The 16,484-nt window shown below is 41.3% G+C and carries 15 protein-coding genes; all 15 read left to right on the top strand.

Going from position 1 to position 16,484, the window contains the following annotated elements; genetic code table 11:
* The first annotated feature begins 8 nt into the window (after positions 1-8).
* The 15 genes from VYM24_RS10380 to VYM24_RS10310 are packed head-to-tail and all read left to right on the top strand — an operon-like array spanning position 9 to position 16,483.
* A complete protein-coding gene (locus VYM24_RS10380; RefSeq protein WP_299093483.1) occupies positions 9-1,094 on the top strand; it encodes a FlxJ family methyltransferase in 1,086 nt (361 codons plus the stop codon).
* Positions 1,091-1,525: a hotdog family protein gene (locus VYM24_RS10375; protein ID WP_330942077.1), complete on the top strand. Its 435-nt coding sequence runs from the start codon at positions 1,091-1,093 to the stop codon at positions 1,523-1,525. Before VYM24_RS10380 ends, VYM24_RS10375 begins: the two co-directional genes overlap by 4 nt.
* Entirely contained in the window at positions 1,522-1,965 is a 444-nt protein-coding gene (locus VYM24_RS10370) for an acyl-CoA thioesterase (RefSeq protein ID WP_044262459.1), read from the top strand. The genes VYM24_RS10375 and VYM24_RS10370 overlap by 4 nt, the downstream gene beginning before the upstream one ends.
* Complete coding sequence (locus tag VYM24_RS10365; RefSeq protein ID WP_299093478.1) at positions 1,950-3,674, top strand: beta-ketoacyl synthase N-terminal-like domain-containing protein; 1,725 nt, start codon at positions 1,950-1,952, stop codon at positions 3,672-3,674. The genes VYM24_RS10370 and VYM24_RS10365 overlap by 16 nt, the downstream gene beginning before the upstream one ends.
* 1 nt (position 3,675) lies before the next feature.
* Entirely contained in the window at positions 3,676-3,933 is a 258-nt protein-coding gene (locus VYM24_RS10360) for a phosphopantetheine-binding protein (RefSeq protein WP_118217082.1), read from the top strand.
* Positions 3,933-5,123 (top strand): beta-ketoacyl-[acyl-carrier-protein] synthase family protein, encoded by a 1,191-nt coding sequence (locus VYM24_RS10355; protein WP_330942076.1) that lies wholly within the window; start codon positions 3,933-3,935, stop codon positions 5,121-5,123. The genes VYM24_RS10360 and VYM24_RS10355 overlap by 1 nt, the downstream gene beginning before the upstream one ends.
* Positions 5,123-6,079 carry a beta-ketoacyl synthase chain length factor gene (locus VYM24_RS10350; RefSeq protein ID WP_299093504.1) on the top strand — a complete coding sequence of 319 codons (957 nt, stop codon included), beginning with the start codon at positions 5,123-5,125 and terminating at the stop codon, positions 6,077-6,079. Before VYM24_RS10355 ends, VYM24_RS10350 begins: the two co-directional genes overlap by 1 nt.
* The gene (locus tag VYM24_RS10345; protein ID WP_299093470.1) at positions 6,076-6,744 is read left to right on the top strand and encodes a polysaccharide deacetylase family protein; all 669 of its coding nucleotides are present in this window, start codon (positions 6,076-6,078) and stop codon (positions 6,742-6,744) included. Before VYM24_RS10350 ends, VYM24_RS10345 begins: the two co-directional genes overlap by 4 nt.
* A 7-nt stretch (positions 6,745-6,751) precedes the next feature.
* Positions 6,752-7,384 (top strand): flexirubin biosynthesis/transport protein LolA2, encoded by a 633-nt coding sequence (gene lolA2, locus VYM24_RS10340; protein ID WP_330942075.1) that lies wholly within the window; start codon positions 6,752-6,754, stop codon positions 7,382-7,384.
* Positions 7,359-7,910, top strand: coding sequence for a flexirubin biosynthesis protein LolB2 (gene lolB2, locus VYM24_RS10335; RefSeq protein WP_299093466.1), 552 nt, complete (start codon positions 7,359-7,361; stop codon positions 7,908-7,910). The genes lolA2 and lolB2 overlap by 26 nt, the downstream gene beginning before the upstream one ends.
* Position 7,911: 1 nt before the next feature.
* The gene (locus VYM24_RS10330; RefSeq protein WP_299093463.1) at positions 7,912-8,289 is read left to right on the top strand and encodes an ApeI family dehydratase; all 378 of its coding nucleotides are present in this window, start codon (positions 7,912-7,914) and stop codon (positions 8,287-8,289) included.
* 2 nt (positions 8,290-8,291) lie between these two features.
* Positions 8,292-9,482 carry a DUF2062 domain-containing protein gene (locus tag VYM24_RS10325; RefSeq protein WP_330942074.1) on the top strand — a complete coding sequence of 397 codons (1,191 nt, stop codon included), beginning with the start codon at positions 8,292-8,294 and terminating at the stop codon, positions 9,480-9,482.
* Positions 9,479-13,336, top strand: a complete 3,858-nt coding sequence (locus tag VYM24_RS10320) for a 1-acyl-sn-glycerol-3-phosphate acyltransferase (RefSeq protein WP_330942073.1) — start codon at positions 9,479-9,481, stop codon at positions 13,334-13,336. The genes VYM24_RS10325 and VYM24_RS10320 overlap by 4 nt, the downstream gene beginning before the upstream one ends.
* Positions 13,333-14,823, top strand: coding sequence for a phytoene desaturase family protein (locus tag VYM24_RS10315; RefSeq protein ID WP_330942072.1), 1,491 nt, complete (start codon positions 13,333-13,335; stop codon positions 14,821-14,823). The genes VYM24_RS10320 and VYM24_RS10315 overlap by 4 nt, the downstream gene beginning before the upstream one ends.
* Positions 14,816-16,483, top strand: coding sequence for a C45 family peptidase (locus VYM24_RS10310; RefSeq protein ID WP_330942071.1), 1,668 nt, complete (start codon positions 14,816-14,818; stop codon positions 16,481-16,483). The genes VYM24_RS10315 and VYM24_RS10310 overlap by 8 nt, the downstream gene beginning before the upstream one ends.
* Position 16,484: the final 1 nt, after the last annotated feature.

Genomic DNA, 16,484 nt, shown 5'->3' with positions numbered 1-16,484 from the left:
TCAACAGAATGAAACTATTCCCTTCATTACAAAAAAGATATGCCAAAGAGCGATTCACCGCTGTGCAAGCACAGCGATTGGCCCAGGAAATCGCTTTTGGCCCCGTCGTATTTCAGGTTTCACGCCTGATGCTGAAATTCGGTATTTTCCGCCTGCTATCCGATAATCGGGAAGGTCTGTCACTGGAACAGATCAGCCAGAAAACCGAATTATCCAGATATGCAGCACAAGTTCTACTGGAAGCCTCCCTCACCATAGGTACTGTATTGGTAAAAGACGATCAATATATACTGGCAAAGGCCGGATGGTTTCTGTTGAACGATGAGATGGCACAAGTGAACATGAATTTTAATCAGGACGTCAATTACAAAGGTCTGTTCCACCTGGAAGAAGCTTTGGTAAATGGCCGCCCCGAAGGTTTGAAAGAACTGGGAAACTGGCCTACTATTTACGAGGGATTATCCGACTTACCCGGGCAGGTACAGAAAAGCTGGTTCGGCTTCGACCATTTTTATTCGGACAATTCTTTCGACCAAGCACTCGAAATCGTATTCAGCCACTCTCCCCGAACTCTGCTCGATGTAGGAGGCAATACAGGTAGATGGGCTACCAAATGTGTACAATACAACGAGAAAGTAGAAGTTACCATTATGGATTTACCCCAACAACTGGAAATGATGAAGCAAAAGACGGAAAAAATTTCCGGCCACGAGCGTATTCATGGACATGGTGTAAATCTTCTCGATGAAAATGTACCTTTCCCGAAAGGTTTTGATGCGATCTGGATGAGTCAGTTTCTGGATTGTTTTTCCGAGAAAGAAGTTATCAGTATACTCTCACGAGCTGCTCAGTCCATGTCTACAGAAGGGCGACTCTACATTATGGAAACATTCTGGGACCGACAGAAGTTCGAAACTGCTGCTTACTGCCTGACACAGATCAGTATATACTTTACCGCCATGGCAAATGGTAACAGCAAAATGTATCACTCCGACGATATGGCACGGTGCATTCAAGAATCAGGGTTGGAAATAGAGGAAATATATGATAACCTGGGATTGGGACACAGTATTGTAAAATGTAAGCTGAAATGAAAAGAACTCCTATCATATCCGGTGAAGGAATCCTGAACCTGATACCACAACGACCGCCAACCATTATGGTAGATTCATTCTGTGGCATTGAAGATAATTGTTCCTATTCAGGTCTCACAGTCACTGACGATAATATCTTCTGCCAGGAAGGTAAATTGCAGGAAGCAGGTATTATTGAACATATAGCCCAATCGGCAGCGGCACGGATCGGATATATCTATTTACAAAAAAATGAACCGGTACCCTTAGGCTTTATCGGTTCGGTAGATAAATTAACCCTTCATCGTTTACCGGAGACAGGACAGGAATTATCCACTGAAATTACGGTTATTCAGGAGGTATTCGACATTACTTTGGTATCTGCTTGTGTAAGTACTACGGAAGAAGTGATTGCAGAATGCCGGATGAAAATATTTTTAGATAAGAAATGAGGCAAAAAACAAATCTGCATACACCTGCACTCATTGACCGCACCACAATAAAGGTACGTTTCAGTGAAATAGACTCCATGCAAATTGTATGGCATGGTGAATATGTACGTTATTTTGAGGATGGAAGAGAGTCTTTCGGGAAGCATTATAGTTTAGGATATATGGATATCTACAGTGAAGGATATATGGTACCCATCGTTGAATTAAATTGCCAATTTAAGCAATCCTTATCCTTCGGTGAAGAAGTTATCATTGAAACTCGATACATTTCTTGTGAAGCTGCCAAGATTAAATTCGAATATGTACTATACCGGGCTACAGACAACAATATCGTCGCCACCGGAAGTACGACTCAGGTTTTTCTAAATACTAACAGGGAGCTGGAGTTAGCAACTCCGGCTTTTTATCAGGAGTGGAAAAGGAAATGGAACATTCTATAACTGTATATATCACAGCAGATACTCTGATCAGTTCTTTAGGTGCAAATACCCGGGAAAATATAAAAGCAATCCGGGAATATCAGAGCGGAATCACCAGACATGAAGCAGGAATCATATCTGATACTTCTATATTAGCTGCCACGATTCAACCGGAACAATGGGAAAGAGCAAAGAAATTGGGTACGTACACACGCTTGGAGCAACTATTCATACTTGCCATTCAGGATATTCTGTCCCATTCCGAAATGAATCTGGCGGATGAAGACTGCGGCCTCATCCTATCCACTACTAAAGGTAATATCGACCTGTTGCCCAATCATCCCGACGACCTTGATATCAGAGTTCATCTATGGGAAATGGGGAAAAGAATAAGCGAATATTTTCAGGCCGGCAACCGGGTAGAAGTTATTTCTAATGCCTGCATATCAGGAGTATCCGCTTTGATTGTAGCAAAGCGGTGGATCGAATCCGGCAGATACAAAAAAGTCATAGTAGCGGGAGGTGATATCCTCTCCCACTTCATTACCAGCGGATTTCTATCTTTCAGATCCATCAGTTCCGAAAGATGCTGCCCTTATGATGCCCGGAGAGACGGACTCAATTTAGGAGAGGCTTGTGGTGCTATCCTGCTGAGTTCGGAAGGAAACGATACAGATATCATCCTGTCCGGAGGAGCCATTAGTAACGATGCCAATCATATTTCAGGTCCGTCACGTACAGGAGACGGACTTTACTTCGCCATACGGCAGGCCATGGAAGAAGCCGCAGTCCTTGCCGAAGACATTAGTTTCATGAATACACATGGAACGGCTACTGTCTATAACGATGAAATGGAATCGAAAGCTATTCATTTAGCCGGATTGGAAACCGTTCCGGTTCATAGTTTGAAATCTTATTTCGGTCATACTTTAGGGGCATCGGGAGTGATTGAATCTATTATCTGTATTCACGAACTAAAGGAAAACGTACTATTCGGCACGTTAGGCTATGAAAAGCCCGGTGTCAGCATGCCTATTCTGGTGCAAGCTGACCATCAGGAAATACCCATGAAGCATTGTATCAAAACAGCATCCGGTTTCGGAGGTTGTAATGCTGCTATCGTATTGACACTTCCCGCATATCAGAAACAGCCCTCAAGAGTACAATCACCGGTGACAGTTCATACAACCGCAACTGTTTCCATTGAGAATAGCTGTTTAAGTATGAATGGAGAGACCGTTTTTTCATCATCTGCCCCAAACTTTGCGCAGTTTATCCGCGAAGCATATAAAAATACAGGTGGAAGTAACATGAAATTCTACAAAATGGACGACCTTTGCAAACTGGGATATACTGCTGTTGAATATCTGTTAAAGGAGAAAAACTTTCAGCCGGAAGAAATAGGTATATTGCTGGTTAATGCTGCCGCCTCACTGAATACGGATATTCGTCATCAGATGATTATCAATCAGGAAGGTGACCATGCAGCCAGTCCGACGGTATTTGTATACACTCTGCCTAACGTTGTAGCTGGTGAGATATGTATCCGTCATAAAATACAAGGAGAAAATACTTTCTTCATAGAAAAAGAATTCGATGCAGACAAATTGGAAGAATATGCACGAATTGTAATGAAGAAAGGTAATTTAAAAGCTTGCATCACCGGATGGTGCAACCTTTTAATGGAAAAGTATAAAGCTGATTTTAAACTAATAGAAGTACAACATTGATATGGAAGAATTAATAGAAAAACTAAAAAGAGAATTAATAGAAGAACTGAATCTTGAAGAAGTCACACCCGAAGAGATTGATCCCAATGAGCCTCTGTTTGGTGACGGTGGTTTAGGACTTGATTCTATTGACGCACTTGAAATTATTCTTATTTTAGAGCGTAACTATGGAATCAAAATAAAGAATCCTGCAGAAGGGAAACAGATTTTCTACTCAATACGTACATTAGCTAACTATATCTCTGAAAATCAGAAATAATGAAGATATATGTAACCGGTTTAGGTGTTGTTTCAGGTATTGGTCTGGGTGTTGCAGAAAATATAGCTTCACTCAGGAAACATCAGCATGGCATGGGGAAAGTAACCCTTTTCCCAACGGAACTGAATGTACCCGTATCAGAAGTAAAATACAGTAATGAAGAACTAAAACAGTTACTCTCTTTAGATATACAAAAAACGTTTTCCCGGACAGCCTTATTAGGCATGTTAGCTGCCCGGGAAGCAATCGATGACGCCCGGTTAGATTTGAATACTTTGCGTGTAGGTTTCATTTCTTCCACCTCTGTAGGCGGTATGGATTTGAGTGAACATTTCTACAATGCCTTTAAAAAGGACAATAGAAAAGGAAGATTACGGGAAGTCATCTCTCATGACTGCGGTGCAAGTACTGAAATGATAGCGGATTATCTGAAAGTAAATGACTTTATAACCACTATCAGTACAGCTTGTTCATCAGCAGCTAATGCTATCATGTTAGGAGCCCGCATGATCAGGAACGGTCAACTGGATGCCGCCATTGTAGGAGGTACGGATGCCTTGTGCAAGTTTACCCTCAACGGTTTCAATTCACTTATGATTTTGGATAAGGAACACTGCCGTCCTTTTGATGCATCCCGTGCAGGCCTCAATTTAGGAGAAGGAGCCGGATATATTGTCCTTCAATCAGAGAAATTACTCCGGAAAGAGCCTTATTGCTTATTAAGCGGATATTCGAATGTGAATGAAGCTTTTCATCAGACCGGCAGTTCACCCGAAGGAAACGGACCATTCTGGTCTATGACAGAAGCCATAGCTAAGAGTGAAATTCTTCCCGAAGAGATTGATTATATCAATGTACATGGCACAGGAACTCCAAGTAATGATCTTTCAGAAGGACTTGCTATCCGGCGGATTTTTGGTGATAAAATACCTCCGTTCAGTTCTGTCAAAGCGTTTATTGGTCATACATTAGGGGCTTCGGAAGGAATTGAAGCGGTTTATTCTGTTCTCTCCGTATACCATGGTTGCATCTTTCCCAATCTGAACTTCAAAGAACCTATAGCAGAAAACAAGTTGATGCCCGAAACCTCATTCCGCGAGGGACTACTCATTCGTAATGTACTATCGAATTCTTTTGGATTCGGTGGAAATGATTCTTCGATCCTGTTTTCCACATTAAAAGAGAAATGATGCTACCTGTCTATATCAATCATATTGCTTCTATTCACGCGGATACTGCTTCCGGAGAATCCCCTTATTTATCCGCCAACGAACCGGACTACAAGAGTATTATCACAAATGCCACACTACGGAGGCGTATGAGCCGGATCATCAAAATGGGAGTTGCCTGCGGACTGGAATGTATCAGTACCCTACCTTCCGAAAAAGTACATGCGATCATCACCGCAACCGGACTCGGATGCCTGGCAGATACAGAGAAGTTCCTGAATACAATCATTGAGAATGAAGAACAACTACTGAATCCGACACCCTTTATCCAGTCAACCTTCAACACCATCGGAGCCCAAATAGCATTACTCCGCCAGATACACGCTTACAACATGACGTATGTGCATCGGGGATTAAGTTTCGAAAGTGCACTATTGGACGGCATGATGAGAATCTGGGAAGGTAACGAAAACGTTCTCGTAGGAGCTATTGATGAGATTACCCCTAACAGTCACACTATACAACAACGTCTGGGACTGCTAAGGGGCATACAAGCAGGCGAAGGTGCTCAGTTCTTCCTGCTGGGACGAGAAGCCACCGAATCCACATTAGCTGAACTTGCCGGTATATCAACTTTTATTCATGTGAACAGTACACAGGAAGTAGCTGAAAAGATTCATCGCTTTTTGCAAAGCAACCGATTAACAGCCGGACAAGTCGACTGGTTTGTTACCGGTAAAAATGGAAACCCGAAAGAAGATACCCTGTATACTGATTTAGAAAACAGCCTGTTTCCCACAGCAGCATATACCACCTTTAAGAATGAATGTGGTGAATATCCTACAGCATCTTCCTTTGCTTTATGGAAAGTAGCTAAAACTTTTGAAGAGAATCTAAATCCGGGACAGACAGCTCTGATATATAATCATTATCACTCCATTAACCATTCACTTATTTTAATCCGGAAAAGACAATGATAGTGGAAATCCTGATCACATTACTGATTATCTTTCTAGTCTATGCATCTTGCAACATCCGTTCTAACATCTATCTCAAGGTATTTTGCAAGAAACAGACTGAAGAGAAAATTGTAGCTATCACCTTTGATGATGGACCGGACCCGATACAAACTCCCAAAGTATTGCAAGTACTCAAAGAACAACAAACACCGGCTTGTTTTTTCTGCATCGGTCACAAAGTGCAGGAGAATGAAGAGTTGATCCGACAAATCATCTACGAAGGACATCTGATTGGTAATCATTCTTTTACTCACACCAATCATTTTCCCTTGTACAACCTGTCGCGGATGAAAAAAGACTTGCAAGCTTGCCAGTTTGCATTAGAACGAGTAACTTCGCAGAAAATCAAGTTATTCCGCCCACCGTTTGGAGTCACGAATCCTACTATAGCAAAAGCTGTCCGTATATTGGGATACACTCCTGTTGGTTGGGATATCAGAACACTCGATACACTGCAACCTTCCAAAGAGAAAGTTTTGAAGCGTATCCAGAGAAGGTTACGCCCCGGTTCTATCATCCTTCTACACGATCGGATGCCGGACAGTGACCTGCTATTAAAAAAGATACTTAACTTAATTAAAGAACAGGGATATACAGTTGTCCGTCTGGACAGCATGTTATAAAAGCATTATGAGAACCATACTAATAATATTATCAATCATATTGGGTATTTCCTATACCCATGCCCAGACAATGAAGAAGCTAATCCATACCCAGGATTTTGAAAACCGTCTGGCAAAGGAAGCACAAGCCATGCAGTCCATTGAAAGTGACTTTACACAAGTGAAGTACCTGGATATTCTGGATGAGAAGGTAACCTCCAAAGGAAAATTCTACTATCAAAAGAGTGGCAAAATACGTATGGAATACGCCCAACCCGTCAACTACCTAATAGTGATAAACGACTCCCGGCTTAAAATTGTATCGGACGGTAAAAAGAGCGTTATGAGCCTAACTGCCAATAAGATGATGAATCAAATGCAAGATATGCTCACAGCTTGCATGATAGGCGATCTCTCAAAAATGTCTTCCGATTACAAACTGGAATATTTTGAAAATGATTCCTATTATATAGTGAAGATTAAGCCGGTCAATAAAGCCATACAAGCCTATATTTCGGAAATTGAGATATATCTGGATAAGAAAGATATGTCGGTTTACAAATTACGTCTTTCCGAAACAGCCACCAATTGTACGGAATATGAGTTCTACAACAAGAGATTTAATGCTTTGAAAGATGAAACAAAGTTTTCTATTCACTAATCTGATCTTTATTCTGTATCTATTCACTTCCTGCGGCTCCTCAAAAACAATAGCAGGAGATGCCACATCTTATGTGACACCTATCATTTGCGCTGAAGAATATTCGCAAAAATACAATATGCAGTTAGACTTCATGAAGCATCACTTCAGCGGTTTATTAATTGTACGGAAATTGCCGGATAATGAAATAAGAATATTGGCATCTACTTACTTCGGCCTCAGTCTTTTTGATTTTTCACTCCGGGAAAATGAATTTCACGTCAACAGCTGCATAGAGCCCATGAAGAAAAAGAAAATGCTACAATTACTGGAAACAGACTTCAAGAATCTATTTTTAAGTGGAAAGAATATCCGTATCAAAAAGAAAAGTGGTACCTTTGAAAAAAGAGTCACAGGCAGAGGATTCGGAAAATCAGTATTCTATCTATCGGAGTTCGCATCAGGACATCCCGAACAGATAAAAATCAAACATCCCTGGTTGCGACTAAGTATACAGTTGGACAAATTAAAAGAAAACCCAAACTAATATGGCTGAACTTCTTCCCAATTTCTATAAAGTCACGCACTCTGAGCATATCAATGAAACAGACTGGGTAGTGCAAGTCATGCTCAACCCACAACATGCTATTTATAACGGACACTTTCCACAACAACCTGTAGTTCCGGGCGTTTGTATGCTGCAAATAATAAAGGAGTGCATAGAGAAAATACAGCAAGCTCCCCTGCAATACAAGCAGATAGCCTCATGCAAGTTTCTTTCTGTTATTAATCCGAATGAAACACCGGAATTAAAGCTCACATTGACTATCAAGAATAACGAAACGGGTACATTCCAGATTCTGGCTGAAGGAGCATCCTCAAAAGATATCTGTATCAAATTAAAAGCACAACTAATCGGCAAATAAATATGGAAGAACGTAGCGAGGAACTATGGCATGAGAAAGCCAGGCAACTTGGTATTGTAGTTATTATACCTACCTACAATAATGAAAAGACGCTGACTACCGTAATTGAAGATGTACTCTTCTATGTAGAAGATATCATCGTTGTCAATGACGGCTCTACCGATAGTACCCCTACTCTTCTGGAAAACTATCCTAACCTGCATATCATCACTCATCCTAGCAATAAAGGAAAAGGAACTGCCTTAAAGAACGGATTGAAGCAGGCCAAAGCAGCCGACTACCGATACGCCATCACTATAGATTCTGATGGACAGCATTTTGCTTCGGACATTCCTATTTTCATGGAAGAAATAGAAAAAGATCCGGACACGTTGCTGGTAGGTGCCCGTAATCTGACTTCGGACAATATGCCGGGCAAGAATACTTTTGCCAATAAATTCTCCAATTTCTGGTTTAAACTTGAAACCGGAGTAAAGCTTCAAGATACCCAATCGGGTTACCGGCTCTATCCATTACATAAAATCAATGTGCAGAGATTCTACTATACCGCTAAATATGAATTTGAGCTTGAAGTACTGGTCTTTGCAGTATGGGGAGGAACTACAGTCCGCAATATACCCATACATGTCTATTATCCGCCCCAGGAAGAACGTGTCTCCCATTTCCGTCCTTTCCGGGATTTCACTCGCATCAGCATATTGAATACCTTCTTAGTGTTCATTACTTTCCTCTGGATTTATCCGCGTAACTTCTTCCGGAAACTAACCTGGAGTAATTGCCGGAAATTCTTCCGGACTCACATTACACAGTCCGAAGAATCGAATCTAAAGATTACCTATGCCATTATGTTAGGTGTATTTATGGGAATAGTCCCGATTTGGGGATACCAGATGCTTGCCACTTTGTTTTTGGCTCATGTGCTTAAACTCAACAAAGTAATAGCCATTGTAGCAGCTAATATCAGTATTCCTCCTATGATTCCTTTCCTGTTATATGGCAGTTACCTGACAGGATGTAAAGTCCTGAACAGGCCGGTTGAACTCCATCTTACCAATATTTCATATGAAAATGTGAAATCGGTTTTAGAGCAATATTTAATTGGAAGTGTTATCTTTGCAACCGCTTGTAGTATACTGGCAGGTATTATAACGATCAGCCTGCTTACTATATACAGAAGGCCGAAAACAACATGACTCAGTTCTTTATCAGACTATATAATTATTTTCAAAGACACAAAGTTCTCTTCTACTTGTCACTCTGTGTTTGTGTCCTTTTTATGGGGTACTTCGCCTGGCAAGTCAGGTTTGAAGAGAATGTGACCCGTTTCTTTCCTGATAAGAAAAACAGCCAGAACATCACCAAAGTATTTGATAACCTAAAAATAAAGGATAAGATTATCATCTTAATCTCTCCTGCCGACTCTTCAGTAACTCTGGATTTAATGATAGAGGCCGGAGACCAACTGAAACAAAACTTATTAGAAGAGTCTAACCAAACCTGGATTAAAGATATCTTTTCGGAAGTAGATGAAACAACCATTGAAAAAGCAACAGATTTTGTTTATGAAAATCTTCCGCTGTTCCTGACGGAAAAAGACTATCAGCACTTCGACTCACTCTTAACGCAGGAAGGCATAGAAGCCATGATGCGAAAGAACTATACCAACCTTCTTTCTCCCGCAGGTATAGCATTGAGAAGTTATATACAAAGAGACCCGTTAGGACTTGGAAATAACGTATTAAAGCATCTGCAGGATTTTCAGTTGGAAACCAATTATGAAATCAACAACGGACACATCTTTTCGAAGGATGGAAATACATTGCTGATGTTTATGACTCCGGTATTCGGAACAGGAAGTACCGGTGAGAATGAAAATCTGATCCGGATACTTGAAAATGAACTTCAACAGATTCAGAAAGAGTATCCTTCCATTCGCGCATCTTACTTTGGAGGTCCCTCGGTCAGCGTCTATAATGCGCGACAGATTAAAAAGGATACCATTATTACTTCTTCGATCGCACTGCTGATTATCATTGTTTTCATCTCGCTGGTGTTTAAGCACAAGAAATCAATCCCTCTCATTGTCACTCCCGTTTTATTCGGGGGATTGTTCGCTTTATGCCTGATCTACTTTATTCAGGGATATATTTCTGCAATTGCCGTAGGTGCCGGATCGGCTATTCTGGGTATTGCGCTGAGTTACTCCATACACATGCTGGCTCATCAGAATCATGTTTCTACTGTCCAGCAATTGATTAAAGAAATAACTTATCCGCTTACAGTAGGCAGTTTCACTACAATAGGCGCATTCTTCGGACTTACTTTTACCACTTCCGAACTACTGCGTGATTTCGGTTTGTTTGCTTCTCTGGCACTTATCGGTACAACTCTTTTCTGTCTTATTTACCTTCCACATTTTCTGAAAGGACAAGCTGATGTGAAGCAAGGCAGGGTCTTACGCTTTATTGAAAAAATCAATGCCTATCCTTATGAAAAGAACAAATGGTTAGTAGGTGGTATCGTTATTATTACCCTCATCGGCTTATTTACTTCACAGAAAGTCAAGTTTAACGAAGACATGATGAGCCTCAACTATGAACCTCAGCACTTAAAACAGGCAGAGGCAAAACTGGAACAGCTTTTCAATGTCCAAGAGAAAACCGTACTTTTTGTCAGCGTAGGTAAGAACATGACGGAAGCACTCAAGAGTTATATAAATACCAATCAGCACTTATCCGCTTTTAAAGAGCGGGGACTTATTAAAGCGTATGCATCTGCCGAGCAATTCTTGATTTCACCGGAAGAACAGCAAAAGCGTCTGGAACAATGGAACCAGTATTGGGGAGAGTCGGGAAAGATACCAACTATTCGCAAATACATAGAAGACGCCGCCCATACCTATCACTTCCGGGAAGGTAGTTTCAATGCATTTTACCAATGGTTAGAACATCCATTCCAGCCCTATAATTATCAGGACGACACAAATAGCATTGCCACTACCCTACTGAACGAATGGCAAACAAGTGCTGACTCCATCACGATGCTCGTTACCCAGGTACGCATCACTGATGATAACAAGGAAGAAGTCTATCAACAATTCAAGGATAATACGGATGTTGTAGTCTTCGACCGAAGTTATTTCACTAATCAATGGGTCTCTGCTATCAATAACGACTTTTACCTGATACTTTATATTTCTTCGTTCCTTATATTCCTGGCCCTATTGATTTCGTACGGGCGTATAGAATTAACCCTGATCAGTTTCCTGCCCATGCTCATCAGCTGGACCATTATTTTGGGTCTGATGGGGATTCTGGGTATCGAATTCAACATTATCAATATTATCCTCTCTACTTTCATTTTCGGTATCGGAGACGACTTCAGTATCTTCATCATGGATGGACTCCAAAACAAATACCGGACAGGAAAAACGATCCTGAATTCTCATAAGACGGCTATTTTCTTCTCTGCATTCACAGCCGTTGTGGGAATGGGAACTTTAGTATTTGCCAAACATCCCGCCCTGCAATCCATTTCACTGATTTCCATCCTTGGAATGGCTGCGGTAGTATTAATAGCCTATACCATACAACCTATTATTTTCCAGTTCTTTATTGCTAAACCGGCTTCTAAGGGATTACCCCCGTATACTTTGATAGGCTTACTCCGCACAATCATCCTTTTCATGCTCTTCGTTACAGGATGTATAATTCTGAGAATTTTCATTTTCTTATTATACCTCATTCCGGTACGCCGCGGTTATAAGCAGCAGCTTGTTTGCCGGATTATCAACATTACTTGCAAAGGTATATTGGTAGTGGCAACATTCGTACGTAAAGAACACATCAACATAACCAATGAGACATTCAAAAAACCGGCTATCATAATAGCTAACCATCAGTCTTTCATTGATATCCTGGAGTTATTATCTTTTTCCCCGAAGATTATCATGATAACCAATCACTGGGTATGGAACTCTCCGGTATTTGGAAAAATTATTCAATATGCAGGTTTCTTCCATGTAGACGAAGGATATGAACTTTGTGTGGAACGGATGCGGGAAAAAGTAAGAGAAGGATACTCCATCGCCATCTTCCCCGAAGGTACCCGGACCTATGACGGCAAGATGAAACGTTTCCATAAAGGTGCTTTCTATTTATCAGAAACTCTGCAATTGGATATTATTCCTATTCTGCTATACGGCAATGGAGAGATTATAGCCAAGGCACAACCCTTCTATGTCCGCAAAGGCATTATTTACTCTAAAATATTGCCTCGCATACTTTATAACGATGATTCATTCGGAACTACCTATCAGGAACGTACCAAGCGCATCTCTTCCTACATGAAAGAAGAATATGCACGTATTTGTCTGGAAAAGAATACACCGGCAAATCCGGCATTTTATGAGGCATTGGTACTGAACTATATCTATAAAAGTCCTGTCATCGAGTGGTACATCCGCATCAAAGTAAAGATGGAACACAATTACCAGTTATTCAATCAACTGATTCCGATGAATGGACAGATTACGGATATCGGTTGTGGTCTGGGTCCTCTGTGTTATATGCTGTCTATGATATCCAAAGAAAGGCAAATAGTAGGAATCGATTATGACGAAGATAAAATAGCTATAGCTCAACACGGCTGGCTTCGTGGCGAAAACCTTCGCTTTGAACATGCTGACGCATCGGTTTATGAGTTCCCGGAAAGTGATGTCTTCATCCTGAATGACGTATTGCATTACATGAATTATGAACATCAACATGACTTGTTAGTGAAATGCGCCAATCTTCTTCGGCCTGAAGGAATGATTATCGTACGTGATGGAAATTCCGCTGAGATCCATAAACATCGGCTAACCCGCCTCACGGAAGTTCTCTCTACCCAAGTTGTCAAGTTCAATCGCACTACGGATGAGCTCTGCTTCACTTCCGAAGCTCAAATTCAAAGCATAGCCCGGGAGTGTGGAATGAAAGTAAAGACTATCCGAAACGATAAATATACATCAAATACCATCTATATACTTAAAAAGCAATTGCCATGAGTAAGTATGACATCATCATCATCGGAAGTGGGTTAGGCGGCCTTGAATGTGGAGCCATACTTAGTAAAGAAGGGTATAACGTATGTGTGCTCGAAAAGAACGAACTGTTTGGAGGATGCTTTCAGACCTATCGCCGGAAAGGACATTTGTTGGATACAGGAATTCATTACATAGGTAGTCTGGACGAAGGACAAGTCATGAATCAGTTTTTCCGGTATGTAGGAATCATGGGGCACCTCAAAGTCCGGAAACTGGATGAAAATGCTTTTGATAAGATTTTCTATAAGAATCGCGTATATGATTACGCAATGGGATACGAACGCTTTACCGATACCCTTTGCCAATCATTTCCTCACGAAAAAGAAAATCTCCGGCAATATACAATGTTACTGAAAGAAGTAGGCAACCTGATCAGTGTGGACAATCTGAAGAAAGGTATTATTTCTACTGAAGGAATGAAGTTCTTCAATACCTCAGCAGCAGGAATGATAGATAAGATTACCACCAATCCTGATTTGCAATCGGTATTAGCCGGCTCGGCACTTCTGTATGGTGGTTTAAGAGAACATTCCAACTTCTATGAACACGCCATGATTAACAACTCCTACATACAAGGAGCCTATCGGTTCATTGACGGAAGTATGCAAGTGGCCTCTGAAATGATAAATGTAATACGCACTCATGGCGGAACAGTTTTGAACAACAGTGAAGTCACCCGTATCATTGTAGAGAACAATCAGGTAGCAGGGGTAGAGATAAACCATGCAGAGCGGATAGAAAGCAAGTACATCATCTCTAACGTACACCCCAAACAAACATTAACCTTGCTGGACAAAACCCGCTGTATCAAAAATGCCTATATCTCCCGTATCAATTCTTTAGAAAACACATACGGCATTTTCACTCTTTATCTGATTATGAAAGAGAAAAGTTACCCGTATCAGAATCAGAACCTCTATCTGCATGGAGACAACGATGTATGGTATGATAAGAAAGTCAATATGGGATATACCACCAATTGCATGATCTCCACACAAGCATCTTCCCGCAACAGTGATTATGCAGATGTCATTTCCATTCTGACTCCCATGTATATAGATGAACTGTCCGCCTGGCAGGATACACTTCCCGAACAACGAGGTGAAGACTATAAAGCCTTCAAAATAGAAAAAGCCAGGCAATTGTTGGAGTTCATCAAAAGCCACGGGATCGATTTTACCGATCACATCGAGACTATGTATACCACTACTCCACTTAGCTACAGAGACTTTACGGGTACTTGCGACGGTTCCGCCTATGGAATTATCAAAGATTACAAATGTCCGCAAATCGGCTTTGTTTCCACCCGAACCAAACTGGGAAACTTATTTCTCACAGGACAAAACCTGAACGTCCACGGTGCTTTAGGAGTAACATTAACCTCCATCATCACTTGTGGCGAATTACTCGGACATGAATATTTAGCTAAACGAATAGGCCATGCATAAGATAGTAAAGAAAACAATTAAATATACGGCATGTGGCATAGGGGTGCTTCTCCTTACCATTATCCTCTTTGTTAGCATACTCTATTTCTCTGCGGATATGCTGACTCCCGACTACTCCCCAAAAGCCAACGGAGAATTGGTACAGACAGATAGTCTTCGGGAGTATGCAGGCAATTATCTGCGGCAAAGCAACAGTGGTCTGTGGGAATTGAAGGTGAGTGGCGATGCATTCCAGCGCGGTGAGGCCATAGGCAAACTTTCTTCTGATTTGCTATACTATCAGGAAAAAGTCTTCGTTGACCAGATACGCGAAATCGTACCTTCTGACAACTATCTTAAATTCCTCCGCTTCTTCATCGTACTTTTCAACCGTAATTTAGGAAAGAATGTCCCGGAAGAGTTCAGAGATGAAATTTATGGCATTTCGCTCTCCTGTACCCATGAGTACGACTTTATCGGTACTCCCTACGAACGCCAGCTCAATTATCATTCGGCTCACGATCTGGGACATGCCATGCAAGATTACATGTTGGTAGGTTGCAGTTCCTTTGCCACCTGGGAAGAAAACAGTGCCGACTCTTCCCTCATCATAGGACGCAATTTTGATTTTTACATGGGGGATAAGTTTGCACACAACAAACTGGTATCTTTTTATCAGCCCGAGCAAGGCTATAAATTTGCATCTGTGGGTTGGCCGGGCATGATTGGAGTACTTTCGGGTATGAATGAAACCGGACTCACGGTGACTATCAATGCTGCAAAATCGGACATGCCGACTGCTTCCGCCACTCCTATCTCTATCCTGACCAGAGAGATACTGCAATATGCCTCAACAATTGATGAAGCTTATGCCATCGCCTTGAAGCGGAAAACATTTGTTTCCGAATCCATACTGATCGGTTCTGCGCGGGATGGCAGAGCCGCTATCATTGAAAAGTCACCGGAGAAAACGGCACTCCTTACGAGTGGCGGTAATCAGATTATTTGTACAAACCATTATCAATCAGAGACCTTCCGCAACGATGAACGCAATCAGGAAAACATTGCTACTTCCGATAGTCCCTATCGTTTTGCCCGTCTGCAAGAACTGTTGAAAGAGAATAATTCTATCGACCCGATGAAAGCTGTTTCCATACTCCGCAACCAAAAAGGATTGGACAATATTGATTTGGGCATGGGTAATGAAATGGCTATCAATCAACTCATAGCCCATCACTCTGTTATTTTCCTGCCAGAGAAGCAGATCATGTATGTATCCACTTCTCCCTGGCAATGCGGCAAGTATATGGCATACGATCTGAACAAAATATTCAGCGATACCATAGATTTCCATCACGAAATCGCCACTTTGAATCTGACTATTCCCGAAGACAACTTTATCAGGCAAGCAAGCTACAAACAGTTCATGGCTTATAAACAGCTAACGAAGCTCATCCGGGAAAAGACCCAACGGAAAGAAACAATAGAAACAAAAGTCCTGAATCTTTATGAAGCATCCAATCCTTCATTCTATTACGTTTACGAAGTATTGGGAGATTATTATGCTGCAATACAACAAACAGATACAGCTATAACCTATTGGCAGAAAGCATTAACAATGCCCATACCCAAACAAGCAGAAAAAGTACGAATCCAACAAAAAATCAACAAAAACCAATAAT

Origin of the sequence: Bacteroides sp. MSB163, assembly GCF_036416795.1 — a bacterium.
GTDB classification, from domain to species: Bacteria; Bacteroidota; Bacteroidia; order Bacteroidales; family Bacteroidaceae; genus Bacteroides; species Bacteroides maternus.
Note: the sequence above shows the minus strand (reverse complement) of the source record. Positions and strands in the feature narration are given on the sequence as shown.

Bases quoted from the DNA above. Each gene is read 5' to 3' on its own strand.
- VYM24_RS10380 (WP_299093483.1), top strand. From the start codon at position 9: ATGAAACTATTCCCTTCATTACAAAAAAGATATGCCAAAGAGCGATTC.
- VYM24_RS10375 (WP_330942077.1), top strand. From the start codon at position 1,091: ATGAAAAGAACTCCTATCATATCCGGTGAAGGAATCCTGAACCTGATA.
- VYM24_RS10370 (WP_044262459.1), top strand. From the start codon at position 1,522: ATGAGGCAAAAAACAAATCTGCATACACCTGCACTCATTGACCGCACC.
- VYM24_RS10365 (WP_299093478.1), top strand. From the start codon at position 1,950: ATGGAACATTCTATAACTGTATATATCACAGCAGATACTCTGATCAGT.
- VYM24_RS10360 (WP_118217082.1), top strand. From the start codon at position 3,676: ATGGAAGAATTAATAGAAAAACTAAAAAGAGAATTAATAGAAGAACTG.
- VYM24_RS10355 (WP_330942076.1), top strand. From the start codon at position 3,933: ATGAAGATATATGTAACCGGTTTAGGTGTTGTTTCAGGTATTGGTCTG.
- VYM24_RS10350 (WP_299093504.1), top strand. From the start codon at position 5,123: ATGCTACCTGTCTATATCAATCATATTGCTTCTATTCACGCGGATACT.
- VYM24_RS10345 (WP_299093470.1), top strand. From the start codon at position 6,076: ATGATAGTGGAAATCCTGATCACATTACTGATTATCTTTCTAGTCTAT.
- lolA2 (WP_330942075.1), top strand. From the start codon at position 6,752: ATGAGAACCATACTAATAATATTATCAATCATATTGGGTATTTCCTAT.
- lolB2 (WP_299093466.1), top strand. From the start codon at position 7,359: ATGAAACAAAGTTTTCTATTCACTAATCTGATCTTTATTCTGTATCTA.
- VYM24_RS10330 (WP_299093463.1), top strand. From the start codon at position 7,912: ATGGCTGAACTTCTTCCCAATTTCTATAAAGTCACGCACTCTGAGCAT.
- VYM24_RS10325 (WP_330942074.1), top strand. From the start codon at position 8,292: ATGGAAGAACGTAGCGAGGAACTATGGCATGAGAAAGCCAGGCAACTT.
- VYM24_RS10320 (WP_330942073.1), top strand. From the start codon at position 9,479: ATGACTCAGTTCTTTATCAGACTATATAATTATTTTCAAAGACACAAA.
- VYM24_RS10315 (WP_330942072.1), top strand. From the start codon at position 13,333: ATGAGTAAGTATGACATCATCATCATCGGAAGTGGGTTAGGCGGCCTT.
- VYM24_RS10310 (WP_330942071.1), top strand. From the start codon at position 14,816: ATGCATAAGATAGTAAAGAAAACAATTAAATATACGGCATGTGGCATA.